Consider the following 19,113-nt stretch of genomic DNA (forward strand, 5'->3'; position numbering starts at 1 on the left):
CACGGTGCGCCAGAACGCGGACAACGCCCGACAGGCCAGCGGCCTGGCGGCGAACGCTTCCGAGATCGCCGTCAAGGGCGGCGAAGTGGTGGGCCGTGTGGTGCAGACCATGGACGACATCAACGGCGCTTCGAAGAAGATCGTCGACATTATCGGCGTGATCGAAGGCATTGCGTTCCAGACCAATATCCTGGCACTGAACGCGGCGGTGGAAGCCGCGCGCGCCGGCGAACAAGGCAGGGGCTTCGCGGTGGTGGCGGGCGAGGTACGCGGGCTGGCACAGCGCAGCGCGAACGCAGCCAAGGAAATCAAGGGCCTGATCGGCGACACGGTGGCGCGGGTGGACAACGGCTCGGCGCTGGTGGGCCAGGCCGGGCTGACCATGGGCGAGATCGTGCAAGCGGTCAAGCGCGTGACGGACATCATGGGCGAGATCAGCTCGGCGTCCGCCGAGCAGAGCTCTGGCATCGAGCAGGTCAACAAGGCCGTGGCGCAAATGGACGAGGTAACGCAACAGAACGCGGCACTGGTGGAGCAGGCCGCTGCCGCGGCCGGCTCGCTGGAAGATCAGGCCGGTCGCCTGCGCGATGCGGTGGCGACCTTCCGCGTCAGCTTGCGTCCCGAAGCACGGCCAGTGCGCGCCCGCCAGGACGACGCGCAGCGCGGCGCGCGGCAACTGGCGCGTGCCTGAGCAGGGAAAGTGAAAAGGCAGTGCTGAGGCAATCAGCCCGAAAGCGTGTTCTAGAAGAAAGAGAAGTAGCGCCTGTCGTGCGCACCGCCGGCAACTCGCCAGCAGCGGACAGATGAGGCCCCCGGTCAAGTCATTCAGAAAAAAGAGGTAGTCTGCATGCAATGGTTCAATCAGCTCCGCGTCACGACCAAGCTGGTCGTTGGCTTTCTGGTCGTGTCGCTTATCGGCTCGGTGATGGGTCTGCTGGGCGTCGTCAATATGGGACGCATGACGGACTGGACCAGCCGGATTTACAACGACGACCTGCAGGCGCTCAAGGCGGTGCAGAGCGGCAACATCGACCTGCTCTATTCCAGCCGCGCCCAGATTGCGCTGCTGTCGGCATCGACCATGGGCGAGCGTGCCGGCGAGAAGGAAGAGATCGATAAATCGCTGGTCCGTCTGGACGAGAGCATGAAGCGCGCGCGCCCGGCGTTCGGCCAGCCCGAGGGAATGGCGCTCGTCAAGCAATTCGATACCCTGCTGCCGGCCTACCGGGAACGCCTGGCCAAGTATGTAGCGCTCGTCGGCAAGCAGCCGCTCGATACCTCGCAGTTCGAGAGCCAGGTCTTCACCGAAAGCGCCGATCTGGTCAAGGATAGCCGCGCGCTCGAAGACGTGATGGCAAAGATGGTCACGCGCCGCGACAATCGCGCACTGGCCAATATGGATGAAGCACGCGGTGTCTACGAGAGCACGCGCCTGTGGATGCTGGGCCTGGTGCTGGGCGGCCTGGCCGTCTCCGTGCTGCTGGGCGCCTTCCTGGCCCGTACGCTGTCGCGCCAGCTGGGCGGCGAGCCGGCCTATGCGGCGGCCATCGCCTCGCGTATCTCCGAGGGCGACTTCTCTGCCGACGTGAAGCTGCGTGCGGGCGACAAGGACAGCCTGCTGCACGCCATGAAGCTGATGCAGCAGCAACTCTCGGCCATGGTGCGCGACTTCAAGGATTCCGCCGAATCGATCGCCTCTGCCTCGCGTGAGATCGCTGCGGGCAACAGCGACCTGTCGCAACGTACCGAACAGCAGGCGGCGTCGCTGGAGGAAACCGCGTCCAGCATGGAAGAGCTGACCAGCACGGTGCGCCAGAACGCGGACAACGCGCGCCAGGCCAGCGGCCTGGCGGCCAACGCCTCCGAGACCGCGCTCAAGGGTGGCGAAGTGGTGGGCCGCGTGGTGAAGACCATGGATGAGATTAACGATGCATCCAAGAAGATCGTCGACATTATCGGTGTGATCGAAGGCATTGCGTTCCAGACCAATATCCTGGCACTGAACGCGGCAGTGGAAGCCGCGCGTGCTGGCGAGCAAGGGCGCGGCTTCGCGGTGGTGGCGGGCGAGGTGCGCAGCCTGGCGCAGCGCAGCGCGAACGCGGCCAAGGAAATCAAGGGCCTGATCGGCGACACGGTGGCACGGGTGGACAACGGCTCGGCGCTGGTGGGCCAGGCCGGGCACACCATGGGCGAGATCGTGCAGGCGGTCAAGCGCGTGACGGACATCATGGGCGAGATCAGCGCGGCCTCCGCCGAGCAGAGCTCGGGCATCGAGCAGGTCAATAGGGCCGTGGCGCAAATGGACGAGGTGACGCAGCAAAACGCGGCGCTGGTCGAGGAGGCCGCTGCGGCTGCCGGTTCGCTGGAAGACCAGGCTACGCGCCTGCAAACCTCGGTGGCAGGCTACCGCCTGGCTGGAACGGATGCCTTTGCCGGCTCCCGCGTGGAAGCGCCGCGGCCCAAGGTGATCGCGGCGTCCAAGCCCAAGCGCAAGGAGCCGTCGGCACCCGCCGCCCGCGACGACGAGGCCGGCCACGCCGAGGCAGCACCGGCAGAAACGGCCGAGCGCGAAGCCCCTGCGCCCGCCGTGGCACGCGCGCCCCGTCCCGCAGCGCTAGCGACCTCCGACAGCGGCGACTGGAGCGCCTTCTGACGGCATGCAAGCGAGGGACTCCCGCCGTAAGCGTCATAGCCAGAACTGCACATCATGAATACCGAAATCACCCTGGCGCTGCCCGAAGAAGCTGCGGCCAAACTACGCGCCGAGTTCGAGCACTTCGTCAATGTCTCCACGGGGCTGGACAACGAGTTCACGCCGCCGGGCTTTGATGACTTCCTGCGTGCGCGCCTGCTGCACCATGACGGCCCGCTGACTGAGCGTGCCGTCACGCGGCTGCTTTCGGGCGGGGAGTACGCCTGGGCCAAGCGCGTGTTCAACAAGCAGCTGCCCAACGCCATGGCAACGCTGATGCGCGACGCGCAGCGCTATGGCTACGGCCTGGCGGTCCGCCACGAATGGACCCCCCAGGAGCGCCTTGCGCACGCCCGTGACTGGTCCCGTCAGATCCTGGAGGACGCCGGGGCCGACCTGGCTTTCATCGATCCCCTGGCATCCCAGCTGGCCACCTCGGCGGTGGATATCCGCACGCTCGAGGAGCAGATGCAGACACCGGCGTGGCGCGTGGCCGAGAGCCTGCGCCGCCGGGTCTACGACGTCATGTACATGGTGCAGACAGAGCGCACGGCGGGCACGGCACGCTCGCGGCTGGGCGAGCTGCGTGCATTGCTGGGGCTATCGATGGACTACGGCACGGTGAGTGCCGAGGAAGCCGCACGCGTGATGGAGCAGGTGGAGCAAACCTGCCCGCATCTGTTCCGCGAAGAGCCAGACGACCTGTTCGCACGGGTGGCTGCATGGCTGCGCCGGGTCCTAGTGCTCTGACGCCGGCTCGTCAATAGAGGAATGCGACTAGTGCGCTCCCTGGCGAAGTGATCCAAAAGCAATTTTAGATCTTTTCCTCTGTTACATACGCGTAACAGTTTTGATGCAAATCACATGACAAGGAGGTGACTTGTTACAAACTTCGAATCCCATGTATGTTTCATGCGACATAGCTCTATCCCAACGTAAGAGGGGATTGGCAGTCTGGTCTAATTGCCGATATAACTCTGTCAGTCGCACTTACACTCTGTAACATCTGTAACGTTTCAGAAAAGTCTGACCAAGCGCAGTTCCTTAGTTGTATGCAGTACCCGTCGAACACGCACTCAAACGATCTGGTCGCCTTCAGCCTTCGGCTGCGGGTAAGCGCCGGACAAGCGGTCGAAGGGTTTTTGGTAGCGGGGAAAAATTGGAAAGCAGTGAAGTTCTCCAGGAGATCAGGGAGGTCAATCTCGCCTATCTGCTGCTCGCGCAACGCCTGGTGCGCGAAAACCATCTGGAAGCCATGTTCCGGCTTGGCGTCAGCAAGGAAATTGCCGACATTCTCGCCAAGTTGACGCCGGCCCAGCTTGTCAAACTGGCAGCATCAAACATGGTCCTATGCCGTTTTCGGTTCGACGACCACGCCTTGCTGTCTACACTCACCCATACGGCCAAGAGCCATGATATGCAGCAGATCCATGCTGCGATCCTGCTCGCACGGCAGCCCGTGGAGTCGCTCAATTGACCGCGCTCCTGCAGGCCCCATCAGCCCGGAGTACCACGGCCACTCCCGTCCCCAATCGCAAGAGTGTCTTGCAGGATGCCAACCAGACCCAGCTCGCCATTGAGCTGATCGGCCTGGGTGCGCGCCTGCAGGTGCTCGAAGCCGAGACCACGCTCTCGCGCGATCGCCTGATCCGCCTCTACAAGGAGCTGCGCGGCGCCTCGCCGCCCAAGGGCATGCTCCCCTTCTCGACCGACTGGTTCACCACCTGGTTGCCCAACATCCATTCCTCGCTGTTCTTCTCGGCCTATCAGTTCATGGTCCAGCAGGGCGAGACAGTTGGCATCCGCGGCGTGGTGGCAGCCTATCGGCTCTATCTTGAGCACGTATCGCTGCTCGAAAGCGAAATTGTCTTAAGTTTCACCCGTGCCTGGACGTTAGTACGGTTTTTCGAGAGCAACATGCTGCAGCTTTCCAGCTGCACCTGCTGCGGCGGGCGCTTCGTTGCGCACGCGTACGAGCCGCATGCGAATTTCGTATGCAGCCTGTGCCGTCCGCCCTCGCGTGCTGGCAAGGCCAAGAAGCTCTCGAAGGACATCGCACCAGCGCAAGCTGTCGCCTGACTGAAATCCTTGGGTCGATAGGTCACTAAGTCTTCAAGTCTTGCCGTCTTGAGTCGTTAAGTCATAAGACGGACCAGACTTCAGGACCCACGGCTTTAAGGTCCGAACGTCCCAAGGTCTCAGATTCGATGGCAGCCTGCGTGACAGGTGAGCCCAGCCAAGGCAGGCGGTTAATCCGTCTGCCTTGGAGGGGTGACCCTTGTGCATGCCTGACGTGTGTTTTTCTGACGGGGAATCAATCGTGCTAGTTGTAATTGGCTTTGTTGTCGTGATAGTGGCGGTGCTTGGTGGATACGCCATGACCGGCGGCCATATGGGCGCGCTTTATCAACCGGCAGAGCTTGTCATCATTGGTGGAGCCGCAATCGGCGCCTTCATCAGCTCCAATAATGGCAAGGCCATCAAGGCCACCATGCGCGTGCTGCCTACGCTGTTTCGCAGCAGCAAGTACAGCAAGGCGCTCTACATGGAGGTCATGGCGCTGCTCTACGTCCTGCTGTCCAAGGCCCGCCGCGAAGGCATCCTGTTCCTCGAGAAGGAAATCGCGGATCCGGCGGCCAGCAGCGTGTTCAGCCAGTATCCGCGCATTCTCGCCGACCCGGGGATGATGGAGTTCCTCACGGACTACCTGCGCATGATGGTCAACGGCAATATGAACGCCTTCGAGATCGAGACCTTGATGGATCACGAGATCGAGACCTTCCGCCACGAGGCCGAGGTGCCGGCGCATGCGCTGACCCGTATCGGCGACGGCCTGCCCGCCTTCGGCATTGTGGCCGCGGTGATGGGCGTGGTGCACGCGCTGGCCTCGGCGGACCTGCCGCCGGCGGAGCTCGGCGCGCTGATCGCGCACGCCATGGTCGGCACCTTCCTCGGCATCTTGCTCGCCTACGGCTTTGTCTCGCCGCTGGCGGCGCGGGTCGAGCACCAGGTGGACGAGACCGTGAAGATGTATGAGTGCATCAAGGTCACGCTGCTGGCTTCGCTCAATGGCTACGCGCCTCTGGTGGCGGTGGAATTCGGCCGCAAGGTGTTGTACTCGACCGAGCGGCCATCCTTCCTCGAACTGGACGACCACGTTCGCGAAGTCAAGAGCATCACCTGACGAAGAGGAGCGACAGCGATGAGCAGTGAGCACGGTGCGCACCCCATTGTCGTCAAACGCATCAAGAAGAGCAGCGCCGGGCATCATGGCGGATCGTGGAAGATTGCCTACGCCGACTTCATGACCGCAATGATGGCGCTGTTCCTGGTGCTTTGGCTGTTGAAGGCTGCGCAGCCCAAGGACCTGGTGCAGTTGGCGGAATATTTCCGCACGCCGCTGAAAGTGGCCATTGCGGGGGGCAACAAGAGCAGCCTGTCTTCCAGCGTGATCCCGGGCGGCGGCACGGACGTGACCCGCCAGGATGCGGAAGTCAGGAAGACCCCCGAGGACGCCACGGAAAAGGCCAGGGAGCGCCAGGAGGGCGAGCGCCTGCGCGCGCTCAAGAAGCGTCTCGAGCAGATCATCGAGAACAACCCGGTGCTGCGCCAGTTCCGCCCGCAGTTGCTGCTCGATATCACCAGCGAAGGTTTGCGTATCCAGATCCTCGATACGCAGAACCGACCGATGTTCCGCACCGGCAGCGCCGCGGTCGAGCCGTATATGCGCACCATCCTGCGCGAGATCGGCCCGGTGCTCAACGAATTGCCCAACAAGGTCAGCCTGTCGGGCCATACCGACTCCGCCAACTATTCCAATGGCGAACGCACATACAGCAACTGGGAGCTGTCCTCGGACCGCTCCAATGCCTCCCGGCGCGAGCTGATTGCCGGTGGCATGAACGAGGGCAAGGTGCTGCGCGTGATTGGCCTGGCCGCGACCATGCCGCTCGACAAGAAGGACGATCTCGCGCCGGTGAATCGCCGCATCAGCATCGTGGTGCTGAACCAGCGCGCGCAGTCCCGGATCGAGGCTGAGAATGCCAGCGCCGCCGAGGTTTCGATAGCAGCAAAGGCCGGTGAAGCCGGCCAGGAAGTGCAGGCAGGCCTGGCGGCCGCCTCCGCCCCCGCAACCCCAGTCGCGCCGGCCGCTTCGGCCGCCCCGGCCGCGGCTGCGCCGGGCAACGCCGCCGCGGCCCCGGCAAAGCCGGGCAGTGTTCAATGAAGACCGCCTGCCATGCCGGCAGCGGGCTTCGCAGCAAAATTCAGTGAGCCAGGACGGTTATGTCTGTCGATATCGATATCACGCAGTTCTACCAGACCTTTTTCGAGGAGGCGGAAGAGCTCCTCGTGGAAATGGAGCAACTGCTGCTCGGGCTGGATCTCGAATCCCCCGATGCGGAAGAGCTCAATGCGATTTTTCGCGCGGCGCACTCTATCAAGGGCGGTGCGGCCACGTTCGGCTTCGCGGCCCTGACCGAAACCACGCACCTGCTGGAAAACCTGCTTGACCGCACGCGGCGGCGGGAACTGGCGTTGTCCCGGACCATCATCGACACTTTTCTGGAAACCAAGGACGTGTTGCAAGATCAGCTCAACGCCTACCGTAGCGGTACGGAACCCGATCCGGAAACGCTGGCGCGTATCTGCGCCGTTCTTCAGCAACTGGCGCTCGAGGCCGCGGGCGGCACGCCGGCAGCGGCGCCGGCCCCGGCGCCTGCCGCGGTAGCTGCGGCGTGCGCGCCTGCGCCCGCCGGCGGCGGCCTGAAGGTGACGCTAGTCAAGGTGTCGCCATCGGACCAGGCCTTGTTGCGCGAAGAGCTCGCCAACCTGGGCGAGATCACCGGCCAGAAGGAAGAGGGCGGCGACCTCACCGTGTGGCTGTCGAGCCAGTGCAGCGCCGATGACATCATCGCGGTTTGCTGCTTCGTCGTCGACGGCGACCAGATCGTCGTCGAGGCGGTGGACGGGCCCGCTCCAGATGGAGCGGCTGCGCCGGTAGCGGCGGCCCCGGCGCCTGCGCCGGTCGCCGCCGCGCCGGCGGCTGCAGCCCCGGCCGCGCCCGCTCCCGCAAAGGAGAAGGCCAAGGCGCAGCCCGCCGCGGCCGCGCACGCGCAGGAGTCCGGCTCGATCCGGGTCCCCACCGAAAAGGTGGACCAGATCATCAACCTGGTGGGCGAACTGGTCATCACGCAATCGATGCTGGCGCAGACCGCGTCGGCGCTCGATCCGGTGCTGTTCGACCGCCTGTTCTCCGGCATGGGCCAGCTCGAGCGCAATGCGCGCGACTTGCAGGAAGCGGTGATGTCGATCCGCATGATGCCGATGGACTACGTGTTCTCGCGCTTCCCGCGCCTGGTGCGCGACCTGGCCGGCAAATTGGGCAAGCAGATCGACCTGGTCACCTTCGGCAAGGCCACCGAGCTCGACAAGAGCCTGATCGAACGCATCATCGACCCGCTCACCCATCTGGTGCGCAACAGCCTGGACCACGGCATCGAGACACCGGACTTGCGCGTTGCCGCAGGCAAGGAACCCACCGGCCAGCTGATCCTGTCGGCCCAGCACCACGGTGGCAACATCGTCATTGAAGTGAGCGACGACGGCGGCGGCCTGCGCCGCGACAAGATTCTCGCCAAGGCGCTGCAGAACGGCCTGCCGGTGTCGGAAAGCATCAGCGACGAGGAAGTCTGGCAGTTGATCTTCGCGCCGGGCTTCTCCACCGCCGAAGCGGTGACCGACCTGTCCGGCCGCGGCGTGGGCATGGACGTGGTGAAGCGGAACATCCAGGAAATGGGTGGCCACGTCGAGGTCACCTCGCGTCCCGGCCTGGGCACCACCACCCGCATCGTGCTGCCGCTGACGCTGGCGATCCTCGATGGCATGTCCGTCAAGGTAGGCGCCGAGACCTTCATCCTGCCGCTGAACTGCGTGATGGAGTCGCTGCAGCCCAAGCCGGAAGACGTGCACACGGCAGCCAACAACGATCGCGTGATGCATGTGCGCGGCGAGTACCTGCCGCTGCTGGAGCTGCACCGGGTGTTCAACGTGGACGAAGCGGTGCACGAACCGACCCAGGGCATCGCCGTGATCCTGCAGGCCGAAGGCAAGCGCTTCGCGCTGCTGGTGGACCAGTTGATTGGCCAGCACCAGGTCGTGCTGAAGAATCTCGAAACCAACTACCGCAAGGTGCCTTGCATTTCCGCCGCCACCATCCTTGGCGACGGCAGCGTGGCACTGATCGTGGACGTCGGCGCGCTACAGCGCACCGGAGTGCGCCGCCAAGACCCGGCGCTTGCTTAACGCTCAGGAGAACAAGACATCATGGCCGGCATCGGACACATCGATACCCCCGGGAGCGAGGCTTCGGGGCAGGAGTTCCTGGTTTTCACGCTGGGAAGCGAAGAATATGGCATCGACATTCTCAAGGTGCAGGAGATCCGCGGCTACGACGCGGTGACCCGCCTGGCGAATGCGCCTGACTTCATCAAGGGCGTGACCAATCTGCGCGGCGTGATCGTGCCGATCGTGGACCTGCGCCTGAAGTTCCGCTTGGGCAACGTGCGCTACGACCACCAGACCGTGGTCATCATCCTCAATATCGCCGGCCGTGTGGTCGGCATCGTGGTGGATGGCGTATCGGACGTGCTGACCCTGACTGGCGAAGCCATCAAGCCGGCGCCGGAGTTCGGCGTGTCGGTCTCCAACGATCACCTGACCGGCCTCGGCACTGTCGACGGCCGCATGCTGATCCTGATCGACATCGAGAAGCTGATGACCAGTGCCGAAATGGAACTGGTCGAAGCCGAACTCGCCTGATCCCGACCGGATCCGCCTGAGTTCGCCAAAGCAAGCCCCAGCAAGACCACGGCCAAAAGCCCTCGCAACACATGACGCAGCTTCGCCCAACCGCTTTTGCCGCCGGCCCGCAATCAGCGCAGCCCGCTTCCCCGCGGCGAGACGAGCCGCGTGACTTCCTGCTGACCGAGCGGGACTTCGAGAAAATCCGCGCGATGATTCATCGCCGCGCGGGCATCTCGCTTGGCAGCCACAAGCGAGAGATGGTGTACAGCCGGCTGGCGCGGCGGCTGCGCACGCTGCAACTGGTCGATTTCGGCACCTACCTGGCCATGCTGGACGCCGATGAAGGCTCGGACGAGTGGGAGTTCTTTACCAATGCGCTCACCACCAACCTGACGTCGTTCTTCCGCGAGGCACATCACTTTCCCCTGCTGGCGGAGCACGCCAAGAAGACCGGCCGGCCTTACTCGGTATGGTGCTCGGCCGCGTCTACCGGCGAGGAGCCCTACTCGATCGCCATCACGCTGGCCGAAGCGCTTGGCGAGCGCGCGGCCACGGTGCTGGCCACCGATATCGACACCCAGGTGCTGGCCAAGGCCCGCTCTGGTGTCTATACGGCCGAGCAGGTGAACAAGCTCTCGCCCGAGCGGCTCAAGCGTTTTTTCCTCAAGGGCACCGGCCAGCGCGCCGGCGCGGTCAAGGTCAAGCCGGACCTGGCAGGCACCATCAGTTTCGAGCCGCTTAACCTGCTGGCGCCGGACTGGGGGATCCGCGAGAAGTTCGACGCGATCTTCTGCCGCAACGTGATGATCTATTTCGACAAGCCGACCCAGGGCAAGATCCTCGAGCGCTTCGTGCCGTTGCTCAAGCCGCACGGGCTGCTGTTCGCGGGCCACTCGGAAAATTTCTCCTACGTGACGCGCGCCTTCCAGCTGCGCGGGCAGACGGTCTATGAGCTGGCGCCGCCATCGGCCCGGCTGGGAGGATCGTGATGCGCACTCCGCAATTGCCCGAGGCGATCGCTACCCGCAGCTACTTTGACCGCGAATTCGGCAAGCAAGCCATCAAGCTGCTGCCCAACGAGTATTACGTGACCCGCGAAGACGTGGTGCTGACCACCGTGCTCGGCTCGTGCGTAGCGGCGTGCATCCGCGACGAGACGGCCGGGGTAGGGGGCATGAACCACTTCATGTTGCCGGATGACGATGGGGTAGGCGCCGACCGGCTGCTGTCCGCGTCGATGCGCTACGGCTGCTACGCGCTGGAGGTGCTGGTCAATGAACTGCTGAAGATGGGCGCACGCCGCGAGCGGCTCGAAGCCAAGGTGTTTGGCGGCGGCGCGGTGCTGGCCAACATGACCACGCTCAACATCGGCGACCGCAATGCGGAGTTCGTGATCCGTTACCTGAAGACCGAGGGCATCCGCCTGGCCGCGCAGGACCTGCGTGGCCCGCATGCGCGCCGGGTCAGCTATTTCCCGCTTACCGGGCTGGCGCTGGTACGCCGGCTCACGCGCCAGGACGACCAGGTGGTGGTCGAGCGAAACGAACGCGCCCTGGCAAGCGCCATCGCCAGTTCCGCGACGACGCCCGCAAAGGGCGGCGCGGAGCTGTTTTCACGGCGTGCGCCTTCGGCTGCCGTCTCCTGATACGACAAGGACTTTTTCCAGACATGACTGCGGCCAAGATCAAGGTATTGTGCGTGGATGACTCCGCGCTGATACGCAGCCTGATGACGGAGATCATCAACAGCCAGAGCGATATGGAGGTGGTGGGTACCGCCCCCGACCCGCTGGTGGCGCGCGATCTGATCAAGCGCCTGAACCCGGATGTGCTCACGCTCGACGTGGAAATGCCGCGCATGGACGGGCTGGATTTCCTTGAGCGGCTCATGCGCCTGCGTCCGATGCCGGTGCTGATGGTGTCGTCGCTGACCGAGCGCGGCTCGGAAATCACGATGCGCGCGCTGGAACTCGGCGCGGTGGATTTCGTCACCAAGCCCAAGCTCGGCATCCGCGACGGCCTGATGGATTACACCGATACCATCGCCGACAAGATCCGCGCCGCGTCGCGTGCGCGCATTCGCAGCAACGTACCCGCCAGCGGGGCAGCGGCAACGCCGGCTACTCCGATGCTGCGCAGCCCGTTGCTGTCCACGGAAAAGCTGATCATCGTCGGGGCGTCCACCGGCGGCACCGAGGCCATCAAGGAGTTCCTGATGCCGATGCCGCCTGATTGTCCCGCGGTGATGATCGTCCAGCATATGCCGGCCGGCTTCACGCGTTCATTCGCGCAGCGCCTGGACGGCCTGTGCCGGATCACGGTCAAGGAAGCCGAGCACGGCGAGCGCGTGCTGCCCGGCTATGCCTATATCGCCCCGGGCGACTCGCATCTGCTGCTCGCGCGCAGTGGGGCCAACTATGTGGCCCACCTGTCGCAGGAGCCGGCGGTCAACCGGCACCGGCCGTCGGTCGAGGTGCTGTTCGACTCCGCGGCCAAGCATGCCGGCAAGAACGCCATTGGCGTCATGCTGACCGGCATGGGCAAGGATGGTGCGCAAGGCATGCTGCGCATGCGCGAGGCCGGCGCCTACAACCTGGCGCAGGACGAAAGCTCCTGCATCGTGTTCGGCATGCCCAAGGAGGCGATTGCCGCCGGTGGGGTGCATGAGGTAGTACCGCTGCACGCGATGAGCCAGCGCGTGATGGCACGCCTGGCCACCTTCGGGACCCGCGCGCAGCGCGTTTGACAGGGCACAAGCGCCAGCCCGGCCGCATACCGGCGGGGCTGGCGTAAGTATTGAAGCAACTTTCCACAACTGTATTGGAGCCGTTAGAGTGGACAAGAACATGAAGATCCTGGTGGTCGATGACTTCCCCACCATGCGTCGCATCATCCGCAACCTGCTTAAGGAACTGGGCTTTGCCAACGTCGAGGAAGCCGAAGACGGCGCCGCGGGCCTGGAGAAAGTCAAGGACGGCAGTTTCCAGTTCGTCATTTCCGACTGGAACATGCCGAACATGGACGGCCTGAGCATGCTGCAGGCGATCCGCGCCGAAGGGGCGCTCGCCAAGTTGCCGGTACTGATGGTGACGGCCGAGGCCAAGAAGGAAAACATCATCGCCGCGGCACAAGCCGGTGCGAACGGCTATGTGGTCAAGCCGTTCACGGCAGCGACGCTCGATGAGAAGATTACCAAGATCTTCGAGAAGCTGGCGAAGGAAGGGGCATAAGGTGGGTGACATGTCGACGACTCCGACTCTAAGCAACGAATCCGCCGAGCAGTTGTTCCAGCGCATTGGCGCCCTGACACGGATGCTGCGCGACAACATGCGCGAATTGGGGCTCGACAAGGAAATCGAGCGCGCCGCACAGGCCATTCCCGACGCGCGCGACCGCCTTAGCTATATCGCCTCCATGACCGAACAGGCTGCCGAGCGCACGCTGACCGCGGTGGAGCTGGCGCAGCCGATCCAGTCCGGCATGGAGAAACAGGCCGAAGCGCTCGACAAGCGCTGGGAAGCCTGGTTCGAAAAGCCGGTGGAGCTGGGAGACGCGCGCGAGCTCGTGCTCGACACCCGCGCCTTCCTGACGGATGTGCCGCAGCAGGCCCGCGCCACTGGCAGCCACCTGCTCGACATCATGATGGCGCAGGACTTCCAGGACCTGACCGGCCAGGTCATCAAGAAGATGATGGACATGATCCACTCCCTGGAGCAGGAACTGCTGCAGGTGCTGATCGACAATGTCCCGGCCGATCGCCGCGTGGAAGCGCCGGCCACGCTGATGAATGGCCCGCAGGTCAATCCGGAAGGCAAGGCCGACGTGGTCTCCGACCAGTCACAGGTCGACGACCTGCTCGCCAGCCTGGGCTTTTGATCGCCAGGGGCGGATGCGGCGCCGCTAGCGGCGCCGCGCCGTCCCGTGTGCACCCCTTGCCGGGCGGCACAGCCGGAACGCCCCCGCCGCCCAGGCGAGGGCAGCGCATCGCGCATGCCGCCCCTCCCCCCGCGCGCCGCGCGACCCGCCCAAGCAGCGCCATCGCGCAAACAGCGCCACAATCCCAGTCCTATTCCGGTTAATGCCCGCCGGTTTCCGCTCCGATAATCGATCCTGACGAACGGCCGCATGCCGCTTCGTAACGGAGCGGCCATGTCCGAAGAAAGCGATCTCGAGAAAACCGAACCTGCCTCAGCGCGGCGCCTGGAAAAGGCGCGCGAAGAGGGGCAGGTCGTGCGTTCGCGCGAGCTCGCCACGCTGATCATGCTGATGAGTGGCGTAGTGGGCCTGGGGACGCTGGGCGGCACGCTTGCCAACAAGCTCGATGCCGTGTTGCACGCCAGCCTGGCCTTTGAGCCGGCGATTGCCTTCGACACGTCTCGCATGATGTCGCGCTTTGGCGTGGCGGTCTGGGAGGGCCTGCTGGCCTTCCTGCCGCTGCTGCTGTTCTTTGGCGCGGCAGCGCTGGTCGGGCCCATGCTGCTGGGTGGCTGGATGTTCTCCGCCAAGTCCTTCGCCCCCGATTTCTCCCGCCTCTCGCCGCTCAAGGGGCTGGGCAGGCTGTTCTCCTCGCAGTCGCTGGTGGAGCTGGCCAAGGCCATTGCAAAGGCGCTGCTGGTTGGCAGCGTCGCCGGCTGGGTGCTGTGGCGGCGGTTGCCCGAAGCCATCGCGCTGATGAGCGCGCCGATCCACGAAGCACTGCTGCACATGCTGGAGATGGTGCTGAGCTGCTCCGCGATGGTGGCGGGTTCGCTGGTGCTGGTGGTGGTGCTCGACGTGCCCTGGCAGTACTGGACCTTCTACAAGAAGCTGCGCATGACCAAGGAAGAGGTCAAGCAGGAGCACAAGGACAGCGAAGGCGACCCGCACATCAAGGCGCGCATCCGCCAGCAGCAGCGCGCCATGGCCAAGCGCCGCATGATGTCCGAGGTGCCCAAGGCGGATGTGGTGGTCACCAACCCGACCCACTTCGCCGTGGCGCTGCGCTACGAAGAAGGCCGCATGAGCGCGCCGCGCGTGGTCGCCAAGGGCAGTGACGCGATTGCCGCGCGCATTCGCGAGATTGCCGTCGAGAACGGCGTGCCGTTGCTGTGCGCGCCGCCGCTGGCGCGCGCGCTGCATCGTCACGTGGAACTGGGCAGGGAAATCCCTGCCGGCCTGTACACCTCCGTGGCCGAAGTCCTGGCCTGGGTCTATCAACTGAAGCACTGGCACCACAGCAACGGCCCGCACCCGGCGGCGCCTTCCGATCTGCTGGTGCCTGACGAGTTAGCCGTACCGGAAAGCCAAGCATGAACGCATTGACCTCGCTGTTCAAACTGCCGGGGGGCCAGACAGGCGGGCAGATGAAGGCCCTGGCCGGCCCGCTGCTGATCATCATGATCCTCGGCATGATGATCCTGCCGCTGCCGCCCTTCATTCTTGACCTGCTGTTTACCTTCAACATCGCCCTGTCGATCATATGGTGCTGCTGGTAGGCATGTACACCCAGAAGGCGCTGGACTTCGCCGCCTTCCCGGCCGTGCTGCTGTTCACCACGCTGCTGCGCCTGTCGCTCAACGTGGCCTCGACCCGGGTCGTGCTGATGGAAGGGCACACCGGGCCGGATGCCGCGGGCAAGGTGATCGAGGCTTTCGGCCACTTCCTGGTGGGCGGCAACTTCGCCGTGGGCATCGTGGTGTTCGCGATCCTGGTGGTGATCAACTTCATGGTCATCACCAAGGGCGCGGGGCGTATCGCCGAAGTTGGCGCGCGCTTCATGCTCGACGCCATGCCCGGCAAGCAGATGGCGATCGACGCCGATCTCAACGCCGGCCTGATCAACGAAGAAGGCGCCAAGAAGCGCCGCGCCGAGGTCTCGCAGGAATCGGATTTCTACGGCGCCATGGACGGCGCCAGCAAGTTCGTGCGCGGCGATGCCGTGGCGGGCCTGATGATCATGTTCATCAACGTCGGCGCCGGCATGGTGGTGGGCATGGTGCAGCACGACCTGGACTTCGCCACCGCGGTGCGCAACTACACCCTGCTGACCATCGGCGACGGCCTGGTGGCGCAGATCCCGGCGCTGGTGATCTCCACCGCGGCCGGCGTGATCGTCTCGCGGGTCTCCAACGAGCAGGACGTGGGCCAGCAGCTGACCGGCCAGCTGTTCTCCAATCCGCGCGTGCTCTACCTGACCGGCGCCATCATCGGCATGATGGGCATCATCCCGGGCATGCCGCACTTCGCCTTCCTGGCCTTCGCCGGCGCGCTGGTGTGGTTCGGCCGCTATGTGGCGCGGCGCGACGTGGCGCAGGCGCAAGAACAGAAGCGCGAGGAGCGCACCCCCACGGTGGCGCCCGAATCGACCGAAGCCAGCTGGGACGACGTCACCCTGGTCGATCCGCTCGGCATGGAAGTGGGCTATCGCCTGATCCCGCTGGTGGACCGCGCGCAGAATGGCGAGCTGCTCGGCCGCATCAAGAGCATCCGCAAGAAGGTGGCGCAGGAGATCGGCTTCCTGGTGCCGGTGGTGCATATCCGCGACAACCTGGAACTCAAGCCCAACGCCTACCGCATCACGCTCAAAGGCGTGGAGATCGGCCGCGGGGAAGCCGCGCCCGGGCAGTGGATGGCGATCAACCCCGGCCAGGTGTCCGGCGCGCTGCCCGGCACCCCCAGCCAGGATCCGGCCTTCGGCCTGCCTGCGGTGTGGATCGAGGGTGGCCTCAAGGAACAGGCGCAGACCTACGGCTATACGGTGGTGGATGCCAGCACGGTAGTGGCCACTCACCTCAACCACCTGATCCACATGCATGCGGCCGAGTTGCTTGGCCGCCAGGAAGTGCAGGCGCTGCTCGACCGCATCGCCAAGGAATCCCCCAAGCTCACCGAAGACCTGGTCCCCAAGGTCATCACGCTCACTGCGCTGCAGAAGATCCTGCAGAACCTGCTGGACGAAAGCGTGCCGATCCGCGACATGCGCACCGTGCTGGACGTGGTGGCCGAGCATGCGCCGAAGGTCAGCGACCCCAACGAGCTCACGTCGCTGGTGCGCGTGGCGCTGGGCCGCGCCATCACCCAGCAGTGGTTCCCCAACGGCGCGGACCTCCAGGTCATCGGGCTCGATGCCGGGCTGGAACGCGTGCTGTCGCAAGCGCTCACTAACGGCGGTGGCATCGAGCCGGGCCTGGCCGACGCGCTGCTGCAGCAGACCCACGCGGCGGTGCAAAGGCAAGAGCATCTGGGCCTGGATCCGGTGCTGCTGGTGCCGCATCCGCTGCGCCCGCTGCTGGCGCGCTTCCTGCGCCGGACCATGCCGCAACTCAAGGTGCTCTCGCATGCCGAGGTACCGGACAACCGAAATATCAGGATCACCGCCATGATCGGTGGCGCAGCGTGAGGGGTTTCGCAAAATGAGCGTAGCTAAATTCGTGGCGGCCAATGGCCGCGAGGCCCTGCGGCAGGTGCGCGAGGCGATGGGACCGGACGCCGTGGTGCTGTCCAACCGTACCGTCGAAGGTGGCGTGGAGATCGTCGCCATGCGCGACACCGATCTCGGCGCGATCTCCAGCAGCGCACCGGTCTTCACGCCGCCGCCAGCGGTGGTGGCTGTCGACGGCGCCCTTGGCGACCTGCGTGGCGAGCTGCAGACCATGCGCGCCATGATGGAGCGCCAGTTCTCCGGCGTGGGCACGCACAGCCTGCCGTCCATGGGTGGAGACCCGCTGCGCGATTCGCTGTTCACCTGGTTAGTGACCGCTGGCTTTTCCGGACAGCTCGCCCGTTCGCTGCTGGGCCACCTGCCGCTGGGTCATGACCGGCCGGCCGCCATGACCTGGATCCGCCAGGAACTCGCGCGCAAGGTGCCGGTGCTGAACGACGAAGATGCGCTGTTCGCCCAGGGTGGCGTATTGGCGCTGGTCGGCCCGACCGGCGTAGGCAAGACCACCACCACCGCCAAGCTGGCTGCGCGCTTCGTGCTCAAGCATGGCCCGGAACGCCTGGCTCTGCTGACCACCGATACGTTCCGGATTGGCGCGCACGAGCAACTGCGCATCTACGGCGACATCCTTGGCGTGCCGGTGCACGCGGTCAAGGATGCTGCCGACCTGCGCTTCGCGCTGGCGGCGCTGACCGAGAAGCACCTGGTGATCATCGACACAGTGGGCATGAGCCAGCGCGACCGCAACCTGTCCGAGCAGATCGCCATGCTGGCCGGTGTGCAGGCGCCGGTGCAGCGCATCCTGCTGCTCAACGGCGCCAGCCACGGCGACACGCTCAACGAAGTCGTCCATGCCTACCGCCACGATGCCACGCCCGACGGTGGCATCGATGGCTGCATTGTCAGCAAGCTGGACGAGGCCACGCACCTGGGCTCCGTGCTCGACGTGGTGATCCGCCACCGCCTGCCGGTGTATTACGCCTCCACCGGCCAGCGCGTGCCCGAGCACCTTGAACTCGCCAACGGGGCGGCCTTGGTCGAGCGCGCCTTCCAGACGCCGCGCCGCGGCTCGGTGTTTGCCGACGCGGAAGCCGCGCGGCGCGCCATGCCCGCGCAGGACGACAGCGATGGCACACGCGCGGCCAGCCCCGGCGGCGCCGACGGCATGCTGCGCTCGCTGACCGACAGCGCCAACGCGGTGGGCGATTGCGTGGAGCAACTGAACGCCGGTAGCTATAGCTTCGAACTGGTCCGCTCGCTGTGGCAGCAACGCGCCGAGAGCGCACCCTCGCCGCGCCTGATGGCGCAGCAAGTGCGCGAGGCCGCCTGCCGCGACCTCGCGCGCTGGCAGCACACGCTGTTCCTGGCGGACCGCGATGGGCTGCCGGTGCGGCCGCCGCAGCACCCGCAGGCCGGACCGGCCCGGCGCTGCAAGCCGGCCAGGGCGGATGGGAAGCCGATGCGGCCACGCTGTGCGCCGCCCATCGCCGCCGCCCGCACCCGTGGTCAACGTACTCGACGCCATGCCGGCCGCCCCCCGTGCTGGCGCGCTGGCAGCAAGCTGGCGAGCGCTGGTTGGCCACCGCGCGCAAAACCACCCGCGTGGCTAGCGGCGGCGCGGCCGTCAAGCTCGATGCGCTAGCCGAGACGCTGACCTTCCACGCCGTGCAAGACATGGACTATCGCGGCCGCGACGCTGTGCAGTGGATCGCGCAAAGCCCGGTACGCGTGCTCGAAGGCCAGGCACGCGGCACCCGCGGCGCCGAGGGCGGTACCGAGGCAGGGTTGCTGGTGTCGCGCGTGGTCGACCGCGAGAACGGCCAGACGCTCGCCGTTCACTACCTGCTGTGGGCCCGCTGGGCCGAAGCCGGCGAGGCGCAACTGCGCACGCTGCGCCATGCGATGCGTCTCGAGCAGGCCTGCGACGACTCGGTCGCCGCATTCCTGGCACGGCTGACCGGCCGCGCGCCGGCTCGCCAGGCTTCCGGCGCCGCCGTGCTGGTCGAAGGCATCGGCCGTCTGCTGGCCTTGCTCGACGTGCTGGAGAACTATCCGGCCCGCGGCCGTGCCACGCAGCCCGCTGTCCAGGAGACCCCGCCGGAGCCGTTCCATCTGGGCGACGCAGGTGGCCTGCTCGAGGCGAGCATGAGCGCTAGCCGCGTGTTCGACACGCTGGCGCAGGGAGAATAAGACGTGAC

17 protein-coding genes and 1 pseudogene are annotated in these 19,113 nt (G+C 65.4%); all 18 read left to right on the top strand.

The genetic code is table 11. The features are described from left to right. Positions 1-691 (top strand): methyl-accepting chemotaxis protein (locus OR16_RS31080; RefSeq protein WP_006162630.1); only part of this gene is annotated, 691 nt, incomplete at its 5' end. A 156-nt stretch (positions 692-847) separates the two neighbouring features. Then, positions 848-2,653 carry a methyl-accepting chemotaxis protein gene (locus OR16_RS31085; RefSeq protein WP_006162631.1) on the top strand — a complete coding sequence of 602 codons (1,806 nt, stop codon included), beginning with the start codon at positions 848-850 and terminating at the stop codon, positions 2,651-2,653. A 54-nt stretch (positions 2,654-2,707) separates the two neighbouring features. Then, a complete protein-coding gene (locus OR16_RS31090; protein WP_006162632.1) occupies positions 2,708-3,442 on the top strand; it encodes a DUF4088 family protein in 735 nt (244 codons plus the stop codon). A gap of 409 nt (positions 3,443-3,851) precedes the next feature. After that, positions 3,852-4,169 (top strand): flagellar transcriptional regulator FlhD, encoded by a 318-nt coding sequence (gene flhD, locus OR16_RS31095; protein WP_006162633.1) that lies wholly within the window; start codon positions 3,852-3,854, stop codon positions 4,167-4,169. Next, positions 4,166-4,771 carry a flagellar transcriptional regulator FlhC gene (flhC, locus tag OR16_RS31100; protein ID WP_043357029.1) on the top strand — a complete coding sequence of 202 codons (606 nt, stop codon included), beginning with the start codon at positions 4,166-4,168 and terminating at the stop codon, positions 4,769-4,771. The genes flhD and flhC overlap by 4 nt, the downstream gene beginning before the upstream one ends. A 241-nt stretch (positions 4,772-5,012) precedes the next feature. Continuing rightward, positions 5,013-5,876 (top strand): flagellar motor stator protein MotA, encoded by an 864-nt coding sequence (gene motA / locus OR16_RS31105; protein WP_006162635.1) that lies wholly within the window; start codon positions 5,013-5,015, stop codon positions 5,874-5,876. A gap of 18 nt (positions 5,877-5,894) precedes the next feature. Next, positions 5,895-6,917 (top strand): flagellar motor protein MotB, encoded by a 1,023-nt coding sequence (motB, locus tag OR16_RS31110; RefSeq protein WP_006162636.1) that lies wholly within the window; start codon positions 5,895-5,897, stop codon positions 6,915-6,917. A 59-nt stretch (positions 6,918-6,976) separates the two neighbouring features. Further along, the gene (gene cheA / locus OR16_RS31115; RefSeq protein ID WP_006162637.1) at positions 6,977-8,995 is read left to right on the top strand and encodes a chemotaxis protein CheA; all 2,019 of its coding nucleotides are present in this window, start codon (positions 6,977-6,979) and stop codon (positions 8,993-8,995) included. 21 nt (positions 8,996-9,016) lie between these two features. Beyond that, a complete protein-coding gene (gene cheW, locus OR16_RS31120; protein ID WP_006162638.1) occupies positions 9,017-9,511 on the top strand; it encodes a chemotaxis protein CheW in 495 nt (164 codons plus the stop codon). A 71-nt stretch (positions 9,512-9,582) separates the two neighbouring features. Further along, entirely contained in the window at positions 9,583-10,485 is a 903-nt protein-coding gene (locus OR16_RS31125) for a CheR family methyltransferase (protein ID WP_006162639.1), read from the top strand. Beyond that, complete coding sequence (gene cheD / locus OR16_RS31130; protein WP_006162640.1) at positions 10,485-11,141, top strand: chemoreceptor glutamine deamidase CheD; 657 nt, start codon at positions 10,485-10,487, stop codon at positions 11,139-11,141. Before OR16_RS31125 ends, cheD begins: the two co-directional genes overlap by 1 nt. A 23-nt stretch (positions 11,142-11,164) precedes the next feature. Continuing rightward, a complete protein-coding gene (locus OR16_RS31135; protein ID WP_006162641.1) occupies positions 11,165-12,241 on the top strand; it encodes a protein-glutamate methylesterase/protein-glutamine glutaminase in 1,077 nt (358 codons plus the stop codon). 88 nt (positions 12,242-12,329) lie between these two features. Beyond that, positions 12,330-12,725, top strand: coding sequence for a chemotaxis response regulator CheY (gene cheY / locus OR16_RS31140; RefSeq protein ID WP_006162642.1), 396 nt, complete (start codon positions 12,330-12,332; stop codon positions 12,723-12,725). 10 nt (positions 12,726-12,735) lie between these two features. After that, entirely contained in the window at positions 12,736-13,371 is a 636-nt protein-coding gene (gene cheZ / locus OR16_RS31145) for a protein phosphatase CheZ (protein ID WP_006162643.1), read from the top strand. Positions 13,372-13,644: 273 nt separating this feature from the next. Beyond that, a complete protein-coding gene (gene flhB / locus OR16_RS31150; protein WP_006162644.1) occupies positions 13,645-14,787 on the top strand; it encodes a flagellar biosynthesis protein FlhB in 1,143 nt (380 codons plus the stop codon). Continuing rightward, positions 14,784-16,873: pseudogene (gene flhA / locus OR16_RS31155) on the top strand (flagellar biosynthesis protein FlhA). The gene flhB and the pseudogene flhA overlap by 4 nt, the downstream one beginning before the upstream one ends. Before the next feature lie 13 nt (positions 16,874-16,886). Further along, positions 16,887-18,557, top strand: a complete 1,671-nt coding sequence (flhF, locus tag OR16_RS31160) for a flagellar biosynthesis protein FlhF (protein ID WP_237717292.1) — start codon at positions 16,887-16,889, stop codon at positions 18,555-18,557. Next, positions 18,518-19,105, top strand: coding sequence for a hypothetical protein (locus OR16_RS46605; RefSeq protein WP_237717293.1), 588 nt, complete (start codon positions 18,518-18,520; stop codon positions 19,103-19,105). Before flhF ends, OR16_RS46605 begins: the two co-directional genes overlap by 40 nt. Positions 19,106-19,113: the final 8 nt, after the last annotated feature.

The sequence above is a fragment of the Cupriavidus basilensis OR16 genome (assembly GCF_000243095.1).
Classification (GTDB): Bacteria; Pseudomonadota; Gammaproteobacteria; order Burkholderiales; family Burkholderiaceae; genus Cupriavidus; species Cupriavidus basilensis_D.

What these genes read in the sequence shown, in the direction of transcription:
- OR16_RS31090 (WP_006162632.1), top strand. Translation starts at nt 2,708, where the DNA reads ATGAATACCGAAATCACCCTGGCGCTGCCCGAAGAAGCTGCGGCCAAA.
- cheW (WP_006162638.1), top strand. Translation starts at nt 9,017, where the DNA reads ATGGCCGGCATCGGACACATCGATACCCCCGGGAGCGAGGCTTCGGGG.
- cheZ (WP_006162643.1), top strand. Translation starts at nt 12,736, where the DNA reads ATGTCGACGACTCCGACTCTAAGCAACGAATCCGCCGAGCAGTTGTTC.
- cheA (WP_006162637.1), top strand. Translation starts at nt 6,977, where the DNA reads ATGTCTGTCGATATCGATATCACGCAGTTCTACCAGACCTTTTTCGAG.
- flhB (WP_006162644.1), top strand. Translation starts at nt 13,645, where the DNA reads ATGTCCGAAGAAAGCGATCTCGAGAAAACCGAACCTGCCTCAGCGCGG.
- motB (WP_006162636.1), top strand. Translation starts at nt 5,895, where the DNA reads ATGAGCAGTGAGCACGGTGCGCACCCCATTGTCGTCAAACGCATCAAG.
- OR16_RS31125 (WP_006162639.1), top strand. Translation starts at nt 9,583, where the DNA reads ATGACGCAGCTTCGCCCAACCGCTTTTGCCGCCGGCCCGCAATCAGCG.
- flhF (WP_237717292.1), top strand. Translation starts at nt 16,887, where the DNA reads ATGAGCGTAGCTAAATTCGTGGCGGCCAATGGCCGCGAGGCCCTGCGG.
- OR16_RS31085 (WP_006162631.1), top strand. Translation starts at nt 848, where the DNA reads ATGCAATGGTTCAATCAGCTCCGCGTCACGACCAAGCTGGTCGTTGGC.
- OR16_RS31135 (WP_006162641.1), top strand. Translation starts at nt 11,165, where the DNA reads ATGACTGCGGCCAAGATCAAGGTATTGTGCGTGGATGACTCCGCGCTG.
- cheD (WP_006162640.1), top strand. Translation starts at nt 10,485, where the DNA reads ATGCGCACTCCGCAATTGCCCGAGGCGATCGCTACCCGCAGCTACTTT.